This window comes from Paenibacillus hodogayensis (genome assembly GCF_039536325.1).
Lineage (GTDB): Bacteria > Bacillota > Bacilli > Paenibacillales > NBRC-103111 > Paenibacillus_AB > Paenibacillus_AB hodogayensis.
This window is the reverse complement of the sequence record NZ_BAAAYO010000011.1, coordinates 65,912-85,205: the sequence shown is the minus strand read 5'-3', so window position 1 is coordinate 85,205 and position 19,294 is coordinate 65,912. Positions and strand designations below refer to the sequence as shown.

Below are 19,294 nucleotides of genomic sequence, written 5' to 3'. Positions count from 1 at the left end.
GGGCATTATGATCCAAGGAGGCGGGCGGGAACAGCTCGACCATCCGATTAAAGCTGGCTATCAGCCAATCCCCATAATATTAGACAACAATCCATAATCCGACCCGATTGTTCCCTCTCTCCTGCAAGACGTACAATACAGACATACCAGATAAAACTCGATGGAGAGAGGGAACAAGGAATGATTCAGGAACCGCCTCATCCTCTGCGCGACAGTCCTCTCGCAGCCAAGACGAAAGAACAGAGCTGGACCCGGCATATCCGAAACAATCCGGGATTGTATGCCATGCTTGTCCCCGGTATCGTCTACTTTCTTGTATTCCGCTACATCCCGCTTGCAGGGAGTGTCATTGCTTTTCAGAACTACAATATATTTCAGGGCATATGGGAGAGCGAGTGGGTAGGCTTTCAATGGTTTGAGCAAATGTTTTTGTTCGCCAACTTCAAGCGTCTGCTCGTCAACACGTTGGTCATCAGCCTCTACCAGTTGGTTTTTACATTCCCGGCCCCGATCATTCTGGCTTGCATGCTTAACGAATTCAACAGGGCCAGAGTCAAGCGCTGGATGCAGACGATCTTATACTTGCCGCATTTTTTGTCTTGGACGATTATTTTCGCTCTGGTGTATGCGCTCCTCTCCTCCCAGTCCGGGCTGGTTAACCATTATTTGACGCAGTTAGGGATGGAGCCGATCCCGTTTTTGCAGAAGGCCGACTATTTCCGCACGATGGTCATTTCTACGGGCATGTGGAAAGAGATGGGGTGGGGAACGATTATTTATTTGGCAGCGCTGGCCGGGATCAACCCTTCCTTGTATGAGGCGGCCACTGTCGATGGCGCGAACCGCTGGAAGCAATTCCTTCACATTACGGTTCCCGGACTTCTGCCGGCTACGATGATTTTGCTGCTCCTCAAGATCGGGCATATTCTGGATATCGGGTTTGAGCAAATTTATGTGTTCTTGAACCCGGCTAACTACTCGGTAGGAGATGTCATCGATACGTACGCGTACCGATCCGGGCTTCTGAACGGACAGTACAGCTTTGCGACGGCAATCGGGCTGTTCAAGTCCATCGTAGGCTTCCTGCTGCTGCTGATCGCCAATCGCATAAGCAAGTCCACTACCGGCGAAGGCCTGTACTGAAGGGGGATCTACATGTATTCCAAGTCATTCGGGGAACGCTGCTTCGACGGATTGAACGTAACGCTCCTTACCATTGCCTGTCTGCTGGTTATTCTTCCCTTTCTTCATCTGTTGGCGGCTTCGTTCAGCTCGCGCGACGCATTGATTCACAATTTGGTTACGTTCTGGCCGGTGAATTGGACCTTCGATAACTACCGACTGGTCTGGAACAATCAAGTGTTCTGGTCTGCGTTTCGCGTGTCGATATTTGTCACCGTAGTGGGTACCGTTATCAATATGTATTTGACGCTGCTGACGGCCTACCCGTTGTCCAGACCGATGTTGAAGGGGAAAAAGTTCATTCTTCTCGGCATTGTATTTACGATGATTTTCTCGGCTCCGCTGATTCCCACGTATCTGGTCATCAAGAGTCTCGGGATGGTCAACACGCTTTGGGCGCTTATGATCCCGAATGCGATAGCTGCCTTCAACCTGATTCTGTGCATTACGTTTTTCCGCGGTCTTCCGGAAGAACTGTCCGAAGCCGCCAAGGTGGACGGCATGGGCGAGCATTCTATTTTGTGGCGCATCTATATGCCGCTTTCCATGCCGATCGTGATGACACTGATGCTTTTCTATGCGGTAGGCCATTGGAACAATTACATGGGCCCGCTATTCTACATCACCGATCCGTCCATCAAGCCACTGCAGCTCTACTTGTACACGGTGCTCAGTCAGTTCAACACGCAGGATTCCATGCTGAATATGCCGGAATCGGTCACCGAATTCTCGCCGCTCGGCATCCAGATGGCAACGGTGGCTGTGGCAACCGTACCGATCCTGTTGATTTATCCGTTTATCCAGAAACACTTTATCAAGGGAGCCTTGCTCGGTTCCGTCAAAGCTTAAAGCGTGGCGCAAAAGCGCTTAACCATGGATTGTGCGGGCAGATTGCCTTCATGATAGGTTCAACTACAATTAGAGGGGGCAGGTAACATGAAGCGAGGCATTCAGAAAACTTACTTGACAGCGCTTTCCATTGCCTTGGCAGGATCGATGCTGGCGGCATGTAGCGGCGGGAGCGGGGCGAACGAGAAGAAGGCTGCGGATAACGCCGCGACCGGAAAGGGCGAAGCTTCCAACGCGCCAGTCAAGCTGAAGGCATATGAAACCGATATCAACAATCCGATTCCGCCCGGCGACTCGATGAGCATTCCGATGCTGGCGTATTTGGCTAAGAAGACGAACACCATTCTTGACGTTTCCTTCCTTTCCCACGGAAAGTATAACGAGCAATTGCGCCTCAAAATGGCGGCCGGCGAATATCCGGATTTTTACTGGACCGGAGGCTTCGCCAACGAAGAGACGCTGGCCAATGACATGGTGCTGCCGCTGAACGATTTGCTGGATAAATACGGTCCGAACTTGAAAAAAGTAATACCGCAATCCGCTTGGGATGCCGTAACCCTGAAAGGGAAAATTATGGCGATTCCCCGCTTTGCCGGCGGCGGAACGGACACGGAACGCCTGATCTACGTGCGCAAGGACTACTTGGACAAAATCGGCGCCAAAATCCCGGCTACCTCCGACGAGTTTCTGACGCTGCTGCGTATGCTGAGAGACAATGACCCGGACGGTAACGGCAAGAACGATACTATTCCGTTCAGCGGCCGGCAAAGCTTCGGCTGGATGGAAAATATATTCGGCATGTGGGGCGTCGACCCGTCGGCCAATACGATTTATAACGGCCAGGTCATCCCGGGCTATCTCCATCCGAATATGAAGCAAGGTCTGGAATTTATCCGGACGATGTACAAAGAAAAATTGCTTGATCCGGAATTCCTCACGAACACGGGCAGTATTTGGAGCCAGAAGCTGCACTCGGGGCAAACGGCGACCTACATCCACACCGTAGAACAGGTGGGCGATTTTCAGAAAGCGATTCAGGATGCCAACCCGAATGTGAAGGTCGATGTTGTGGCGATCCCGACTCCTAAAGGCAAAGGGTATGAAGGTCCGGTCGGCAACCGTAAAAATCCGATCAGCGTTTCGACGATTGTGATGAAAACAACCAAGCATCCGGTTGAAGTCATCAAAATGTTCGATTGGATCGCCTCCGAGGAAGGCCAGGTTTACATCGATCTGGGCATAGAAGGCGAGACTTACAAGAAGGAGGGGGACAAATACGTGTACGATGCTGCCGCCGACAAAAACAAGACCAACCTGCGCACCGTATTTGCCGTCACGCCGCTGTATTACAATCCGAAGACGATCCCGGCCCGTTACTCGCCGGAAGCGACGAAGCGAATCGACCAGGCGTACTCCGTTGCCAGAAATGAGGGTCTTGCGAATCCGACGGTAGCCATGCCTAAGCCGAAAGCACTCTCGATGAATCCGGAATTGAATTGGTATTCCAGCAGCATTATTCAGGAAACGATGACGAAGATCGTGTACGGGGAATTGCCCGTCGATTATTTCGACACGTTCGTCGAAAATATGAAAAAGCAAGGCGCGGACCAATGGATCAAGGAAATGACCGAATGGTACAATGCCAATAAAACCAAATAACGGAAAAGCAACGGCAGGACATACCGTTTCGGGAAGGCGGAAGCGGTATGTTTGCCGTATCTTCGCAGAGGACCGTCGGGGGCGGCGATTGCGCGTTCATATCGATGACGTTACAATGAAACGGTAAGGCAGGCTGACGAAGGAAGAGATGACACATGAGATGGGCTCGCTTTATACGGGAATCGATCCGGAGGAAATTCATCGTTCTCATGGTATCTGTTATGCTGCTGCTTGTATCCACGATCGGTATTACGCAATACGTGCTGACGTCGTCCATGCTGAAGCTTGACCTGGAGAAGTACAACCGGCAAATTCTGGAACAGGCAAACCTGAATATTAACCGTTATTTTATGGAATATGAGCAAGCGTTCCTATTTATTGAAGGCAGCGACGAGTTTTATCAATGGAGCCGGCAGAAGGCCAATTATACGTCGACGTACCTTCGGTTGACCAATATGATTTACCAGAATTCCATTCAGCCCTTCGTGATGCAGCACCCGGAGGTTATTTCCATTTCTCTGCTGAATCCGTACGGACACGAATTGATCTACAACCCGAAGCTGGCCTTTAAGCTGGACTACTCCTTCGCCGAGCGCGTGAAGCAGGCTTCCCCCGTAATCGGAGGGCGCCCCGCGATTTCGGTGAGGCACGCATCGGAGTATGCGGGGTCTGATTCGATCGTCGTTTTGACGATGATCAAGGCACTGAATTTTTACGGGGAGAAAGCTTATGTCCAGATGGATATATCCGTGAATCCGTTATTGAACATTCTACAATTGATGAGCGCAGGAGGCCATAACGCCCGGTATATTGTGGATGTGGACGGCACGATCGTGGCGCATCCCGCCGAGGGGGCTATCCTGACCCGGATCGACGAGGCGTTGCATCAAAGGCTGCAGGCGGACAATGCGGGAGCGTTCATGGATAAACGCACCCAAAAGTTTATCGTCTTTGCTTCGATCCCGTACGCGCCCGGCTGGAAATCGGTCGTTGAGCTGCCTTACAAGGAAGCGGCTCAAACGGTTTATGTCGTACGAAACCTGACCTTGACCGTGACGGCGCTCGGAGTCGTCGTAGTTGCGGTTCTCGTCTTCTTCCTCAGCTCTTCGCTGACCCGGCGCATTATTATGCTGAAGAAGCAGGTGCTGTCCATGAAGCTGGGCCATATTCGACCTGGACCCGAGGTAGGGGGAGTGGATGAAGTGGCGCAGCTGGGACATGCGTTCAATGACATGCTGGGCCGCCTGGATACGTCCATCGACGAATTGGCGCGCGCCCGGGTTCGGGAGCAGACGGCTATGTTTACGGCGGTGCAGTCGCAAATTCATTCTCATTTCCTGTACAATACGCTGGAGACGATTAACGCCATGGCCAGCTTGAACGGGATCAAGCCTATCGAACAGGCGGTCGTTTCCTTGTCGTCCATGATCCGGTATTCTTCCCGAATCGGGGATATCGAGGTGACGCTGGCCAACGAGCTGGAGCATGCGAGGCATTATCTGAAATTGGCCAACATCCGCTTTGAAGCGATCTCGTACCAGGAACGCATAGACAGCTCCCTGCTCGCCGTTCGGTGCCCCAAGCTGATTTTGCAGCCTGTGCTGGAAAATGCCATCAAGCATAATGTCGAGAAGGCCGGGCGCATGCTGCATGTGGCCGTAACCGTTCGAAACTGGCGGAACCGGTATGTTATCGTTCGTATTTGCGATGACGGCGAAGGGATTCCCGGCTCGGAGCTTCCCGCTCTGACTGCGAAGGTGAAAACCGGCAAGCTGGATATTCCAAGGGGTGACGACGGGATTGGACTGGCCAACGTAGCTTACCGCATCCGGCAATTTTACGACAGATACGGCTTACGGGCGGATTTGATTATAGGCAACCGGCGCTCCGGCGGAGTCAAGGTCTATCTCATCTTACCGGTGTTGACAACATGAAGCGAGGTGACGGGTCATGCTGTTCTGTCTCATCGTAGACGACGAGAAGTGGATTTTGAACGGAATGGTCAACCGGGTGAATGCCTGCGAAGGTTTCGCGACGGCGGGTACGGCCCGCAATGGGCAGGCGGCTCTGGACTGGCTGCAAAACCATTATGCGGACATCCTGATTACGGACGTACGCATGCCCGTGATGGACGGATTGGAGCTGGTGAAGGAGGTCAATGCGCGGTATCCGTGGATGAAGTCGGTTCTGATTTCCAGCTACGACGATTTTGAATATGCCAGGCGGGGCATTTCGCTGGGAACGATCGATTATATCATGAAACCGGCGGACCAGGAGAGGCTGGAGGGGGCTTTACACGCTGCGGCTCAGCAGCTGAGCACGATGCGCTCGATGGAAGCGAGAGCTCTGATGCTGAAGCGCTATGACAGCGCCTTGCCCATGCTGAGAAGATGGCAGGAATATCCGGTCAGGATGCAAGCCTCTTCCCCTCCGCTGCTTGTCATGGAAACGTTCAAGCTGCTGGAAGCGTGGGCGGAGCCGCGCATTGAATTGCTTGCCGCCTTGGCGGACGAATGGATTGCGGGAGCGGCGGGCAAGAGGGCGGAGGCTTTATTCGCCTGCATGGCGGAGACGTTCGATCGGGCTCCCATCCCCTTTACCGAGGATGTGAAGCTGTACTGGCGGTTGAACAGTGTGTACAGGCTGGAAATCGCGCTGGAGTGGTTGAACAGCCCGAGCGGGATGAATGGAATGACCGCGGGGAGGCGGGCGGTCTCCGATGTGAAGCGCTTCATTGAGAGCCATTACCAGGAAAAGCTGAACCTGCAGCAAATAGCCGATGCGGTCAATGTCAGCAAGCCCTATTTGGCCAATGTATTCCGCCAGGAGACGGGCTTGACCATCTGGGGTTATTTAATTGAAGTCCGTATGCGCAAAGCCAAGGAGCTATTCCTGATGACCGACAAAAGGATGGGGGAGGTAGCGGAGCTGGTCGGGTATACGGACATGGCTCACTTCGCCAAAACATTCAAAAATTACTACGGCATGAGCTCTACGGGACTCAAGAACCGATTCTCGGGGGCTGATGCCGATCATGCGTAAACAAAGCGAACCGTGCCAGTCCCTTTCGGGAGCTTGGCACGGTTGTTTTATGCGTTAGCCGCGGATTTTGCGGAATACGTCATGGGTGCGTTTTGCGCATTCGGAGATGGAGATCGGGTGAAAGCCCGTAACTTCCGCGTACAACGTATCGTTAAGCGGTTCGATCCATTTGGACGGAATCTTGCTTGCACCGAGCATGGCGCCCATAATCGAGCCGACGGTCGCCCCATTGCAGTCGGTATCCCAGCCCCCGAGTACGGAAGTGGCTATGGCCGTCTCGAAATCCCCTTTGGCGAAGAGAATGGAAGCTGCGACAAGCGCTGCGTTGTTGTTCGTATGAACCGGATGATAGTGCTTGAACGCTTCCCAGATGCGCTCGACCAGCTCCAACTGACTGCCCGCTTCCTTCGTGATGGAGATGGCTTGCTCGATATCGTGCGTCAGCCGGCAATTGCGCGGAATTTCGCTTAAGCCGATCCGCACGATCCGCTCTGGATCGCTTTCCACGAAAGCCGCCGCGATCATGGCCGCGCAGAACATCTCTCCGTAAATCCCGTTCTTGACGTGAGAGAACGATGCGTCGCGCCAGGCCAAGTCCGCGGCAAGCTCCGGATTGCCGGCCGCCCCATAGGCAAAGCCGTCTGCGCGGATTTGCGCCCCGATCCATTCCCGGTAAGGGTTCAGATACGTGCGGACCCAATCCTTGCGTTGCGCCCAGTCGTCCCGCAGCGACTTCTGATGCGAAGTGGCTTGGGTAAAGTTCATATAGGCTTGCGTCTCGGCCGTACAGACTTGGCGATACGCCAGATGGCTGTGCCACAGCTTGCCGATGTCGTAAGAGTCGAAATCGAGCCCGTGCTTTTCCAGCGTGATCAGCCCCAAGACGGTGTAGCGAATATCGTCATCCGTCTCCATGAAGCGAATTCGTTCCTTGGTGCTGAGCATGCCGCCCGTAGCCAGCGACAAGCCGTGCTCTTGCTCCGCCCGCGATTGAGAAGGGGTATATCCTTGGATGGGCCAAGCGTCGGCTCCTTCGAACCAATGCTTGACGTTAAGCCATCCGGGATTTCCGCCGGCTCCCGCCATATAATGCCAAGCCTCCAGCGGCTTGCCGAGGGCGCAGCCGGCACTCCGGCCCAACCAGGCGCCGTAGAATTTGTCCTGCCATTCGGACTCGCTCAAGGAGTCTTGCAGCACCCTCGGCCCATCCGGCCGCAAGGCGCGAATTTCGGAGAGCTCCGAAGGCTCCTCGAAGGGGAAATCGGTGCGGATCGGCAGCGCCATCAGTTCCTGATAAATCGCCATCAGTTGGGCCTCGTCCTTCCCCGCAGCCGCCACTCTCTCGGCAAACCCTTCTACTTCGCAGCCTTCCTGCCTTCTTTGCACGACTTCCTTCTCAACCAACTCATCCAGTAATGTCCAGCCTGCCATCGATGTCCCTCCACGAACGTAGTAGTTACGTTTTCATTATAGGCAGAGCCTGTCGGGTCATCTACTCAGTTCGTCATTTGCATTCTCAAATATTGCGTGTATGGGAAATTGGCTGCGATATTCGAGTGGAGGAAGACCGACATGCCGGCGGAATAAGCGATAAAAGGAAGGGACGCTTTGAAAGCCGCTCTCGAAGCACACGTCGGCTACACTCAAATGAGTGCTATGGAGCAGCCGCTTCGCTTCGTTGATGCGGAGCCCGAGCAAGTACTCCTTAAAGCCCCGCCCCAATTCCTGATGGAACATGCGGCTGGCGCGGGATGGGCTGATATGAAGCGCCGCCGCTACCTCCGTCAGATCTAGAGGACCGCGGAATCGTTCTTCGATCAGGGTGAGAGCCGGCCGCATTCGGCGAAAACTGTCGCTCATCTTCTTCCATTGGCTTTTGGACACGTTCGTCGCGTAATGACGCAGAAGCAGCACGCATAGATGGAGGAGGGCGCTTTTCGCCATACTCCGGTAGCCCTCCGGCTTCTCCGTAAGCTCTCGCCAGATGGTCTCGATCAAGGAGCCGATCGTATCGGCGAGCGAAGTTCCCGCCGGAATGCGGTTATCAAAATGATCGGAGCGATAAGCGAACGGCAGCAGCAAAGCTTCTTCTTCTTCCAGCAGCATGCGCGGCTCGAAGTTGAGGAACAGATACGTGCTGGGGTCGGATTCATCCGAGCTCGCGATGTGCCGCTCCAGGTTGTTGACGAGAAAAATATCCCCGGCCGTGACGGTATACCGTTTATCCCCAAAAAAGAAGAAACCGCTCCCGGACAGGCAGAGGCCGATTTCCAGACTGGAATGATAATGCAGCGGGGCGATAGCCGTTTTGGGCGTCCAACGGAAAGCGTTGATCGGGATATCGTTCTCATAATGAATATTTAACTTCATAAATGACCTCGGTATGGTGTAATCGATCGGATCAAAAACCTATATAGGTTAGCATACCACGGAAATGCGGCGCAAGCGGCAGTTCATATGGAACAATTTTGGCGAAATTTCCAAAGTGGAAGCGGATTCATTAGCAGATGGCTTCTGTTCTTGAAGCCAAAGCTTCCTGAAGCTGTTTTTTTCATCATTTTCATGAAAAACGGTGAAAAAGGGAGCGCGATAAAGCATTTGGCAGATCGGTATCGGATTGCTTCCAGCTAGTGACGGATTGTGCCGGAATTGAAAGTCCGCCACCCTTTACAGAACGACCCGGCAAGCGTAAGATACGGTTCATGAATTGAATAAGATTCCTGACGTCGCACGCCGCTTCGGGAGAGAGGATGATGAAGTTTGCGAGACGTCGGCGCGGCCGCGAGATTCAGGCTGCCGTAGGTTATTTGCAGCGCCGTTTTATGAAAAAGGGTTTCATCAAGAAAATCGCAGTATCGCTGAGTCCTTGAATGGAAAAGGAACGGGGGAACCAAACGAAAGCCGCCCGGCGGCTTTCATGGGGTGAATCCTTCGGCATGCAGCCATGCCGAAGGTAGGGCGACTCTCACGCCCGAATCCGACAGCTAACCTCGTAAGCGTATCGAGAGAGGCAACGATCGCATGTGCTGAGCGCGCAGGGTGTATATCTCTGTGTGTCTGGAGAAGCCGCGAGAGGAGTTTCTACTCTTATCGCAGGCTTCTTTTTGTTGCCTTCTCTATTCAGGAGGAGAAGATGAAAATGGAAAAGCAGGAAGTATTTCTCGTGTCGGCCGCAAGCAAGGCCGGCGAAGCGTTTATCCGCAAGCTAATTCAGCACCGCATTCCACTGGTGGCGCTAGCCAACAATGCCAAGGAACGCGAAAAGCTGGAAGAAATGGGCGTAAAGAAGATCGTCATAGTGGATACTACGGACGAAAGCACGTGGGTTGCGCCGGAGTACAGCATCACCAAAATCTTTTTGTTCGAGAGCAGCCAGAACTTGAGCTGCCGGTATATCCGCTTATGCAGAAGCTGGACCGCCAACGCCATCGTGGTCATTACTCGCTCCAATAAGCCGAGGCTGATGTACAGGGCGCTGGGCGCCAACTGCGTTATTCATACGACCAATGACGACGTCTCGTCGTTATTTCAGTCGTTGGTCGGGTAAAGATAGAGCAACGGAACGGAAAAGAAGAGGAGGAACTTGACATGGCCGATCTGTATATGCTGCTGCTTCTGGCCGCCTGCTTCGCGCTTGTCGCCGGTTTCCTGAAAGGGTGCGGCCGCGTGGTCGAATCGGGGGGAGGCGAGCGCCCGTGATCGTCGTTTACGCATTCACCGCGTTTTTATTCGTCTACCTGGTGTACGCGCTGCTCAACCCGGAAAAGTTTTAAATACATTCGGATCGGTACAAGGGAGGCCCTTTGGATGATGGGCATATTGCAAATTGCCGCGGTCATCGTCATCGTCGTGCTGCTGGTGAAGCCGCTAGGCACTTATTTGTATAACGTATTCCGCAACGAGACGAACGCGACGGATCGCCTGTTCGTTTTCGCGGAACGGCCGATCTTCGCGCTGATCGGGCTGAAGCAGCCTAAAGGCATGACATGGAAAACGTACGGCCTCAGCTTTCTAGTCACCAATATCGTCCTGGCGACGGTCAGCTACCTGCTGTTGAGAATCCAGAACCTGCTGCCGCTCAATCCGAACGGCATCGACGGCATGGAGCAGACGCTGACGTTCAATACCGTCATCAGCTTTATGACCAATACGAACTTGCAGCATTACAGTGGCGAGACGGGACTCTCGTATTTTTCCCAGATGGCCGTCATCACGATGATGATGTTCACCTCGGCCGCAACCGGACTGTGCGTGGCGATCGCCTTCGTTCGAGCCATTACCGGCAAAGGGGAAACGGTCGGCAATTTCTTCGAGGATTTCGTCAAGGCGCACACCCGCGTGTTTTTGCCGCTGGCTTTTATCGTGGCGATCGTGCTCGTCGCTTTGCGGGTTCCGCAAACGCTCGGCCCCTCCCTGACGGTAACGGGGCTCGAGGGGCAGCAGCAGAGCATTCCGGTCGGGCCGGTAGCGTCGCTGGAATCGATCAAACATCTGGGCACGAATGGCGGCGGCTTCTTCGGGGCGAACTCGTCCCACCCGTTCGAGAACCCGAGCCCGCTTACGAACGTGATCGAGATCGTCTCGATGTGGTGTCTGGGGGCGGCGCTGCCTTACACGTACGGACTGTTCGCCAAAAACCGCAAGCAGGGCTGGGTTATTTTCTCCGCGATGATGATCCTGTTCGTCGCCTTCCTGTCGTTGGCGTACGCTGCCGAAACGAGCGGCAATCCGGCGATCGACCGGCTGGGCATCGACGCCTCCCAAGGCAGCATGGAGGGCAAGGAAGTGCGCTTCGGCATCGCCCAATCCGCGTTGTTCACGACCGTGACGACGGCGGCAACGACCGGCTCGGTCAACAATATGCACGATACGCTCACGCCGCTCGGCAGCATTACGCCGCTTGCGCTGATGATGTTGAACAACGTATTCGGCGGCAAGGGCGTCGGGTTGGCGAATATGCTTATGTATGCCATGCTGGGTGTATTTTTGGCAGGACTGCTCGTCGGACGAACGCCGGAATTTCTCGGCAAAAAAATCGAAGCCCGCGAGATGAAGCTGATCGCGATCGCCATTCTGGTGCATCCGCTGATCATTCTGGCTCCGGCGGCCATCGCTCTTGTAAGCGGAGCGGGTCAGGCGGGCATTACGAATCCGGGTTACCACGGCATCACGCAGGTGCTGTACGAATACGCGTCCTCCGCTGCGAACAACGGCTCTGGATTTGAAGGGCTTGCCGACAATACGACGTTCTGGAACGTGACCACCGGGCTCGTCATGCTGTTCGGTCGGTATATCTCGATGATCGCGCTGCTCGCGGTAGGCGGCTCCCTGCTGCGCAAGCAACGGGTGTCGGAGGCGATCGGCACGTTCCGCACGGACAACGGCCTGTTTGTCGGCGTACTGGTCGGCACCGTACTGATTATCGGCGCCTTGACATTCCTGCCGGGCATCGTGCTGGGACCGGTTGCCGAATATTTGACGATCCGTTAAAGGAAGAGGGGACAACCAATCATGGCTACGGCTCGTACAAAACTGCTTACCGGGGATATCGTCAAGCGAGCGATCGCGGATAGTTTTCTCAAGCTGAATCCGGTGAAAATGATGAAAAATCCGGTTATGTTCGTCGTCGAGGTCGGAACGCTGGTCGTGCTGCTGATGATTGTCGCTCCGGGCTTCTTCGGCTCGGAGAGCAGCATCGGCTTCAACGTTACCGTGTTCCTGATTCTGCTGTTCACCGTGCTGTTCGCCAATTTTGCCGAGGCGCTGGCCGAAGGCCGCGGCAAGGCGCAGGCGGATTCGCTCAAAAAGTCGAAGCAGGAAATTACGGCAAACAAGATTGTCGGCGGCACGGTGAAGCAAGTGCCGTCCACGGAGCTGCGCAAAGGCGATATAGTCGTCGTCGAGCAGGGGGAGATGATCCCCGGCGACGGAGAAGTCATCGAAGGGCTGGCTTCTGTCGACGAGTCGGCGATTACCGGCGAATCCGCTCCGGTCATCAAGGAGGCCGGAGGCGACTTCAGCTCCGTTACGGGCGGCACCCGAGTGGTCAGCGACCGGATTACGGTGAAGATTACGAGCGATCCCGGCGAATCGTTCATCGACCGGATGATCTCGCTGGTGGAAGGGGCCAAGAGGCAGAAAACGCCTAACGAGATCGCACTCAATACGCTGCTCACGACCTTGACGCTGATTTTTATGATCGTCGTCGTGACGCTTGCGCCGATGGCCCGGTATCTGAACATAGAGCTGACCGTTCCGGTCTTGATCTCGCTGCTCGTCTGCTTGATCCCGACGACCATCGGCGGACTCTTATCCGCGATCGGCATTGCCGGCATGGACCGTGTGACGCGCTTCAACGTGCTGGCCATGTCCGGAAAAGCGGTAGAGGCCTCGGGAGATATCAATACGATGATTCTCGATAAAACCGGCACGATCACCTTCGGCAATCGGATGGCGAGCGAGTTTGTGCCGGTCGGGACCGGGGATGGAGCGACCGTGGCCGCCTGGGCGGCGGTCGGCTCGGTGAAGGACGAGACGCCGGAAGGACGGTCCGTGCTGGAGCTGATGAAGAAAGAAGGGCTGGCTTACGACCCTTCGATCGCAACAGGCGGCGAATTTATCGAATTCAAGGCGGAAACCCGCATGAGCGGCATCGACCTGCAGGACGGCCGCAAGGTGCGCAAGGGCGCCGTCGACGCCGTGCGAAAATGGGTGGCATCGCAGGGGGGCGCCATCCCGGACGATCTGGAGGCGAAAGGGGATGCGATCGCCCGGGAAGGCGGGACGCCGCTGGCCGTGGCGGTGGATGGAACCATTTACGGTCTGATTTATTTGAAGGATACGGTGAAGCCGGGCATCAAGGAACGTTTCGAGCAGCTGCGCAAAATGGGCGTCAAAACGATCATGTGTACCGGGGACAATCCGCTGACCGCGGCTACGATTGCCAGGGAAGCCGGCGTGGACGATTTTATCGCCGAGAGCAAGCCGGAGGACAAGATCGCCGTTATTCGCCGGGAGCAGGCAGAAGGCAAGCTGGTGGCGATGACCGGCGACGGGACGAACGACGCTCCGGCGCTGGCGCAGGCGGACGTCGGATTGGCGATGAACAGCGGCACGGTGGCGGCGAAGGAAGCGGCGAACATGGTCGATCTCGATTCCGACCCGTCCAAGATGATCGAGGTAGTGGCGATCGGCAAGCAGCTGCTGATGACGCGCGGCGCCCTGACGACCTTCAGCATCGCCAATGACGTTGCGAAATATTTCGCGATCATTCCGGCTATGTTTACCTTGGCGATCCCGGAGATGAGCGCCTTGAACGTCATGAACCTTGGTTCTCCGCTGTCGGCTATTTTATCGGCGCTGGTCTTTAATGCCATTATCATTCCGCTGCTCATTCCGCTGGCCATGAAGGGCGTCAAATACAAGGCGATGAGCTCGGCTAAGCTGCTGCAGCGCAACCTGCTCGTCTACGGCCTTGGCGGCATCGTCGTCCCGTTCATCGGCATCAAGCTGATCGACCTCGTCGTGCACGTATGGATTTGATGTACCGAAGGAGAAGGAGGAGCGTTCGATATGGACAAAACGGCAAAGGCTGAGCCGGCTGGGGCCGGTATGTCGCTGGTCATCGTGCTGCGGCTATGTCTGGTATTCATCGTGCTGTGCGGTATCGTGTACCCGCTGGTGTGTACGGGGGTCGGCCAGGCGCTGTTTCCGGGCCGCGCGGGCGGGAGCCTGCTTACAGGGAGCAAGGGAGAGGCGGTCGGTTCCGAGCTGATCGGCCAACGCTTCGCCGATCCGAAGCATTTTCAGGGACGGGTATCGAGTATCGACTATAAAGCGGAAGCTTCGGGCTCGAACAACTACGCGCCCTCCAACCCGGACCTGCTGAAGCGGATGCGGCAATCGATCGCGGAGTGGACGGCCCATAACCCGAATGTGCCGGCCGAGCGGCTTCCGGTCGCGCTCGTGACGAACTCCGGTTCCGGGTTGGATCCGCATATCACCCCGGCTTCGGCCGACGTTCAGGTGTCCCGCATCAGCAAGCTGACGGGGCTGTCCGAAGACCAACTTCGGCAGCTGATTGCGGATCATACGGAAGGACGCGACCTCGGCCTGTTCGGCGAACCCCGGGTCAACGTGCTGAAGCTGAACTTGGCGTTGGACAGCCTGCTGCGCAAATAAAGGACGGGGAATGCCCATGGACACGTTCAAAAGGAAAACGCCGGAGGAACTGCTCCATTCGATCTCCAAGCTGCACCGCGGGCGGCTCAAGGTATATATCGGCGCGGTGAGCGGCTCCGGTAAAACGTATCATATGCTGCGGGAAGGCAGGGCACTGAAGGAGCAGGGAATCGATGTCGTCATCTGCGCGGTGTCGACGATGCAGCGCCCGGAGACGGTGGAGCAGGTCGGCGACCTGGAGCGAATTCCGAGCATTCACTGGCAGAAGGCGGGCGTAGAGAAGAAGGATCTCGACCTGGATGCGCTGCTGCGGCGCAACCCCGAGGTGCTGCTTGTGGACGGTCTGGCTCACCGCAACCGGGAAGGAGCGCGCTTTCCGACGCGGCTGGAGGATATTCGTTTCCTGCTCGGCAAAGGGATCAGCATCATTACGACCATAAACGTATATGAGCTGGAGGACGTGCGGGCGATTGCCAAAAAAATGACCGGTATCGAGGTGTTCGAAACGGTGCCGACGGATACGCTCGAGACGGCCGACGAAGTCGTGCTCATCGACGTTACCCCGGAGATGATGCTGAGCCGGGTCGCGGAAGGGGCTCTGCGCGGGCACAGCAGCGAAATGCTGAAGCGCGGCAATTTGGCCGTCCTGCGCGAGCTGACGCTCCGCCTCGTGGCGGAGGGCGTCAACGATTCGCTGGAGAAGCACCGCGGCGAGCTGGGGCTGATCGGCCCCTCCGGAGCGACGGAACGCATCCTCGTCTCTACGCAGTATCATTGGAACGGCTCCATTTATGTACGCCGGGGACAGCAGATCGCCAAACGGTTAAACGGGGATATGCTCGTCGTCACCTTCGTCAATCCGAAGAAAGAGCCGGGCAAGGAGGCGGCCGCCTTCAAACGCTCGATCGTCAAGCTGGCAGAGCGGATCGGGGCGAAATTCGAGGAGCTTCCGCTTCGCTCGAGAAGGTCGCTGCCGGCTATGCTGGCCGACTATGCGCTGAACAATAACGTAACCCGCATCGTGCTCGGGCATTCCCGGCAGACGCGATGGCAGGAGCTGTGGCAGGGCTCGATCGTGCGCGACATGCTGAAAAAGACGCGCAACGTCGATATGTTCATCGTGGCCGACCGCGCGGAGCATGAGGGCGAGCGGATTATGCCGACGCAGCTGGGCAAGCCCGGAGAGGAAGAGGTCGAGCTGTTCCGGCGGCTGGGCGCCGGCGAGCTGGACCGCAAGATTGAGCGGATCAAGCGCGGCCGGTTCAAAGTGTATATCGGCTCGGCTCCGGGAGTCGGGAAGACGTATACGATGCTGCGGGAAGGGAACGACCTGCTCCGAAAAGGCATCCAGGTTTGCGTCGGCTTGCTGGAGACGCACGGCCGCTCCGAGACGCTTGGCCAGGTCGGGGCTCTGGAGGTGCTGCCGCGCAAAGTGATCGAATACAAGGGGACGCGGCTGGAAGAAATGGATACGGAGGAGATTATCCGTCGCAACCCCGAGGTCGTTCTGGTCGACGAACTGGCTCATACGAACGTGCCGGGGAGCCAATATCGCAAAAGGTACGAGGATGTTCTGGATATTCTGGCTGCCGGCATCTCGGTTATTACGACGGTCAACGTGCAGCATCTGGAAAGCCTGAACGATGCGGTCGAGCAGATCACCGGCGTACGGGTGCGGGAGACGGTGCCGGACCATATTTTGCGGCTTGCCGACGAGGTGCAGCTGATCGACGTAACCCCGCAATCGCTGCAGCGCCGGATGAAGGAAGGGCGCATTTACGCGCTGAATAAAGTCGATCAGGCCTTGAGCCACTTTTTCAAGACCGGCAACCTGATCGCCTTGCGGGAGCTGGCACTGCGGGAGATCGCCGACGATGTCGACGAGCGTCTGGAGGCGTGGGAGCGCAGCAGCTCTCTGAGAGGCCCATGGAGGCGCAAGGAAACGATCTACGTCTGCCTGAACAACTGCGAGCAGGCCGAAAGGCTGATTCGCCGCGGCTTCCGGATCGCGTACCGGCTGAAGGCGGTCTGGTACGTGGCGCTGGCGCTGAACGAAGCCGCTGACGGAAGGCCGGAGCAGGCCGGCACGTTCGAGGCGCTAAGGAAGCTGACGGAGCGGCTGGGCGGGACGTTCCAGATCGAACGCGTCCGGCATGTCAGGGAGGCGTCCGCTACGTTTGTGGCGAAGGCAACGGAATACGGGGCTACGCAAATGATCGTCGGCCAGTCGAGAGCGTCCTGGTGGAAGGAGCTTCGCGAAGGCTCGGTGGTGAAGGAACTGCTCCGGTCGGCGCGGCATACGGATGTGCTCGTGGTGGCGGATTACGACGCGGCCGCTTGTATGGGCACAGCGGGAGGCACCGGAGATCGGGAGGATGGAAGAGGCTGATCGAGTCGCTGGGCGAGCGGCGGGACGGCCTTTCTTTTTTAGTTAAAAAGCGAGTGATTACTCACTATACAAAAGGCTTATTCTGCTGATATAATAGACTCAAGAAAAATGAGTGATTACTCACTTTTAGGAGGCGTATAGAGTATGCCTATCGAAGTAATGCCATCCCCGGTTATCGATCTGTACCAAATTAAGCGAACATTCGGCAAAAAGACGGTACTGGACGGTATCACGCTGCAGGTGGGACGCGGAGAGTTGTTCGGCATGCTGGGCCCGTCGGGCTCGGGCAAAACAACGTTGATCAAGCTGATCACCGGTATCGATAAGGCCGACGGCGGAACGGTCCGGATGCTCGGCGAGACGATGCCGAAGCTGGCAATGCTCCAACGGTTCGGTTACATGGCACAGGCCGATGCGCTGTACAGCGAGCTAACGGCGAAGGAGAACCTGCAGTTTTTCGCCGCCTTGTACGGCTTGACCGGAACGCGCTGCAAGGAACGGATCGAGAAGGCGATGGCTGTCGTCGACTTGCTCGATCATCTGAACAAACCGGTCGCGGCCTATTCGGGCGGGATGAAGCGGAGGCTGTCGCTGGCGCTCGCGCTGCTGCACGAGCCGGAGCTGCTCGTGCTCGACGAGCCGACGGTCGGGATCGATCCAGTGCTGCGGCAGTCGATCTGGCGGGAATTGCTTGCCCTGCGGGAGCAAGGGACGACGATTTTGCTGACGACGCATGTGATGGACGAAGCGGACAAATGCGATCGCATCGCGCTCATTCGCGAAGGACGGCTGACGGCAATCGACAGCCCCGGAGGATTGAAGGAGCAGACCGGCAAGGAGACGATCGAAGAGGCATTCATCGCGCTTGGAGGAGGTGGGCGGGCATGAGAATCCAGGCTTTGGCATTGCGCATCATCCGCCAGTTCGTGCGCGATAAGCGGACGCTGGCGCTGTTGTTTCTCGCTCCGCTGCTCGTATTGACCTTGCTGCATTTTGTATTCGACGGTCAGGCGATCCGGCTGGATATCGGAACCGTCGGCGTTCCGCAGCAGTTGACGGAGCGGTTGGAAAACGCCGGCGCGAACGTATGGTCTTACGAGAACGCGGAACAGGCCGGCCAGGCGCTGGCGGACAGACAGCTCGACGCCGTATTGTCCATCGATAACGGGAAGCCGTCGCTTCGGTTGGAAGGCAGCGATCCGTCCGTCGGCAAGGCCGTCATGCTGACGGTTCAGAAGGCGATGCAGGCCGGCGCGCCGGCGATGCAGCCGGACGTGTCTTACCTGCACGGCAAGGAAAGCTTGTCTACCTTTGATTCATTCGGACCGGTGCTGATCGGCTTCTTTTCCTTCTTCTTCGTCTTCCTGCTGGCCGGGGTCGCCTTCCTGAGAGAACGGACGACGGGCACGCTGGAGCGGCTGCTCGCCACGCCGATTCGCCGGTATGAGGTGGTAGTGGGATATTTGGCCGGGTTCGGCGTGTTTACGCTGCTGCAGGGCGTGCTGATCGCCTGGTTCTCGGTAGGCGTGCTCGGCCTGTACCTGGAGGGCTCGATCTGGCTGGTGCTGCTTATCAATTTGCTGCTAACGCTGGCCGCGCTGACGCTAGGCACGCTGCTGTCCACCTTTGCCGGGAGCGAATTTCAGATCATCCAGTTCATCCCGCTCGTCATCGTGCCGCAGGTGTTCTTCTCCGGTCTGTTCAACTTGGAGGCGATGCAGCCTTGGCTGCAAAAGCTCAGCTATGCGATGCCGCTTTATTACGGAGCGGACGCCATGCGCGGCATTATGCTCCGCGGGGAAGGGATCGGGGATATCCGGCTGGACGTCTTCATCCTGCTCGGATTCTCCCTTTTGTTCGCGTTGCTGAATATTGCCGCGCTGAAGAAGCAGCGGGCGATTTGAACAACAGCCCTGCCGGCGGAGACGGATGGCGGTCGTACTTCGGACCAAGCGCAGGAGCGGCTTAGCGGCAGGGCACAGATTGTGATAT

15 protein-coding genes and 1 riboswitch are annotated in these 19,294 nt (G+C 56.5%); of the genes, 13 read left to right on the top strand and 2 right to left on the bottom strand.

The features are described from left to right. The first annotated feature begins 180 nt into the window (after window positions 1-180). From ABD796_RS24990 to ABD796_RS24970, 5 genes are all read left to right on the top strand, one after another. Window positions 181-1,143 (top strand): ABC transporter permease, encoded by a 963-nt coding sequence (locus ABD796_RS24990; RefSeq protein WP_344913111.1) that lies wholly within the window; start codon window positions 181-183, stop codon window positions 1,141-1,143. Window positions 1,144-1,155: 12 nt separating this feature from the next. Continuing rightward, window positions 1,156-2,031: a carbohydrate ABC transporter permease gene (locus tag ABD796_RS24985; protein ID WP_344913109.1), complete on the top strand. Its 876-nt coding sequence runs from the start codon at window positions 1,156-1,158 to the stop codon at window positions 2,029-2,031. Window positions 2,032-2,118: 87 nt separating this feature from the next. After that, window positions 2,119-3,690, top strand: coding sequence for an extracellular solute-binding protein (locus tag ABD796_RS24980; protein WP_344913107.1), 1,572 nt, complete (start codon window positions 2,119-2,121; stop codon window positions 3,688-3,690). Between the two features lie 155 nt (window positions 3,691-3,845). Next, a complete protein-coding gene (locus ABD796_RS24975) occupies window positions 3,846-5,624 on the top strand; it encodes a cache domain-containing sensor histidine kinase (protein ID WP_344913105.1) in 1,779 nt (592 codons plus the stop codon). 16 nt (window positions 5,625-5,640) lie between these two features. Continuing rightward, the gene (locus ABD796_RS24970) at window positions 5,641-6,732 is read left to right on the top strand and encodes a response regulator transcription factor (RefSeq protein WP_344913103.1); all 1,092 of its coding nucleotides are present in this window, start codon (window positions 5,641-5,643) and stop codon (window positions 6,730-6,732) included. 54 nt (window positions 6,733-6,786) lie between these two features. Here the strand turns inward: ABD796_RS24970 and ABD796_RS24965 are convergent, their stop codons facing one another. Together ABD796_RS24965 and ABD796_RS24960 are read right to left on the bottom strand one after the other, a co-directional pair. Then, a complete protein-coding gene (locus tag ABD796_RS24965; RefSeq protein ID WP_344913101.1) occupies window positions 6,787-8,163 on the bottom strand; it encodes an ADP-ribosylglycohydrolase family protein in 1,377 nt (458 codons plus the stop codon). Window positions 8,164-8,220: 57 nt separating this feature from the next. Further along, window positions 8,221-9,102, bottom strand: a complete 882-nt coding sequence (locus ABD796_RS24960; RefSeq protein ID WP_344913099.1) for an AraC family transcriptional regulator — start codon at window positions 9,100-9,102, stop codon at window positions 8,221-8,223. A gap of 476 nt (window positions 9,103-9,578) precedes the next feature. Then, a riboswitch (cyclic di-AMP (ydaO/yuaA leader) is annotated at window positions 9,579-9,747 on the top strand. Between the two features lie 118 nt (window positions 9,748-9,865). On the opposite strand from ABD796_RS24960, the gene ABD796_RS24955 reads away from it, so the two are divergent. From ABD796_RS24955 to ABD796_RS24925, 8 genes are all read left to right on the top strand, one after another. Further along, on the top strand, window positions 9,866-10,279 hold the full coding sequence (locus ABD796_RS24955; RefSeq protein WP_344913097.1) for a hypothetical protein: 414 nt from the start codon (window positions 9,866-9,868) through the stop codon (window positions 10,277-10,279). A 109-nt stretch (window positions 10,280-10,388) separates the two neighbouring features. Further along, the gene (gene kdpF, locus ABD796_RS35710) at window positions 10,389-10,505 is read left to right on the top strand and encodes a K(+)-transporting ATPase subunit F (RefSeq protein ID WP_379121071.1); all 117 of its coding nucleotides are present in this window, start codon (window positions 10,389-10,391) and stop codon (window positions 10,503-10,505) included. Between the two features lie 37 nt (window positions 10,506-10,542). Beyond that, window positions 10,543-12,222, top strand: coding sequence for a potassium-transporting ATPase subunit KdpA (gene kdpA, locus ABD796_RS24950; protein ID WP_344913183.1), 1,680 nt, complete (start codon window positions 10,543-10,545; stop codon window positions 12,220-12,222). Window positions 12,223-12,243: 21 nt separating this feature from the next. Beyond that, on the top strand, window positions 12,244-14,274 hold the full coding sequence (gene kdpB / locus ABD796_RS24945) for a potassium-transporting ATPase subunit KdpB (RefSeq protein ID WP_344913095.1): 2,031 nt from the start codon (window positions 12,244-12,246) through the stop codon (window positions 14,272-14,274). 30 nt (window positions 14,275-14,304) lie between these two features. Next, window positions 14,305-14,913 carry a potassium-transporting ATPase subunit KdpC gene (gene kdpC / locus ABD796_RS24940; RefSeq protein ID WP_344913093.1) on the top strand — a complete coding sequence of 203 codons (609 nt, stop codon included), beginning with the start codon at window positions 14,305-14,307 and terminating at the stop codon, window positions 14,911-14,913. A 16-nt stretch (window positions 14,914-14,929) separates the two neighbouring features. Continuing rightward, the gene (locus ABD796_RS24935) at window positions 14,930-17,302 is read left to right on the top strand and encodes a universal stress protein (protein WP_344913091.1); all 2,373 of its coding nucleotides are present in this window, start codon (window positions 14,930-14,932) and stop codon (window positions 17,300-17,302) included. Window positions 17,303-17,446: 144 nt separating this feature from the next. Further along, entirely contained in the window at window positions 17,447-18,190 is a 744-nt protein-coding gene (locus tag ABD796_RS24930) for an ABC transporter ATP-binding protein (protein ID WP_344913089.1), read from the top strand. Continuing rightward, window positions 18,187-19,206 (top strand): ABC transporter permease, encoded by a 1,020-nt coding sequence (locus tag ABD796_RS24925; protein ID WP_344913087.1) that lies wholly within the window; start codon window positions 18,187-18,189, stop codon window positions 19,204-19,206. The genes ABD796_RS24930 and ABD796_RS24925 overlap by 4 nt, the downstream gene beginning before the upstream one ends. Window positions 19,207-19,294: the final 88 nt, after the last annotated feature.